This window comes from Streptomyces sp. UNOC14_S4 (genome assembly GCF_020740835.1).
Taxonomy (GTDB): domain Bacteria; phylum Actinomycetota; class Actinomycetes; order Streptomycetales; family Streptomycetaceae; genus Streptomyces.
Map to the genome: position 1 here is coordinate 1 of NZ_JAINFC010000939.1, position 1,202 is coordinate 1,202.

Sequence of the window (1,202 nt, forward strand, 5' to 3'; positions counted from 1 at the left end):
GGGCGGGGGAGCTCTCTCCCTCGGCCCCCGGTTCTCGTGGTGAGTCGTCTGGCGGGTGCACGTCGCGGGGCACCCCCGCGTGCGCGGGGACCATATGCCTTTGCAGGCGGTACGCTCGGCGCGCTGCGGACCACCCCCGCGTGCGGGGACCACTGCAGCGTGCGCCGGACCTCCGGGAACGCGTCCGGGCCACCCCCGCGCGTGCGGGGACCACTTGGCCTCGACCCACTTCCGGCACGGGATCTGCGGACCACCCCCGCGCATGCGGGGACCACGTCCATTCCTCGTCGCCGAACTGAAGGATGCCCGGACCACCCCCGCGCATACGGGGACCACCGGTCGTGCAGCTCCGCGTACCGAAGGATGATGGGACCACCCCCGCGCGTGCGGGGACCACCGGTGCCATGGCCGCCCACACCCACCGCTGCGGGGACCACCCCCGCGCGTGCGGGGACCACACTTCCTGACCAGCGCGTTCATCCCGGCCGCGCCTCGTTTTTACTCACTTCCCGCTACTCAGGCAAAGCACCTAGCTTCACGCCAGCCTATCGATCCAGCGGACCAGCAAGCCAGGCTCCAGGTGAAAGCCGGGTACCTGATCGGCCTCCGCAGCGGGCAAGGGCAGTTGGAATCCGGCTGCGCCCATCAAAAGCGACTACGCGACACAGACCCTGCTAAAGAGCACTGGCGAGTTCGGCCACCGTCGGCCGCGCGGACGGGGCGTCGGCCAGGCTGCTCGTCACACCGGCCAGGAGCCTTCTGACGGCCGGAGTATCGCCGTCACGTGCCTGCGCGAGGGCAAGCCACATGCCGCTGCCGTCTCCGCCCTCCGTGTTCGCCTTCACCACGTACGTACCGGCGGAAGTGACGGCCTTCCACGCGATCGAGTCGCATCGGTCCGACACGGCAGCGGACGAGACGAACGTCTCGCCCACAGCCGCTGTGAACTGCTCGACCGGGTCGTCAGACACGCCGGTCTCCCTTCCGGGGACGTCGCGGTCATCGTCGGCGGAGCCGACAATGATGTCGCTCCTCGGTTGTTCCAGCGGGCAACGGACGGCGACGGCGACGTAGGTGCTCAGGCCGATCTCGTCGGCATCCGGCATGGCCGCGTAATCACATCTTGGACGTGTGTCGCGTGGCAGAGTTCCGTTCTGTCCGCGGGGGGTGGCAGGAGCCAGTAGGCGCCTGGGGGGTGGGCG

Annotated in this window: 1 protein-coding gene; it reads right to left on the minus strand. The window is 69.8% G+C overall.

All coding sequences use genetic code 11. The annotated features are described in order from the left end of the window. Nucleotides 1-674: 674 nt before the first annotated feature. Nucleotides 675-1,106, minus strand: a complete 432-nt coding sequence (locus tag K6I34_RS37175) for a hypothetical protein (protein WP_229332425.1) — start codon at nt 1,104-1,106, stop codon at nt 675-677. Nucleotides 1,107-1,202 lie beyond the last annotated feature (96 nt).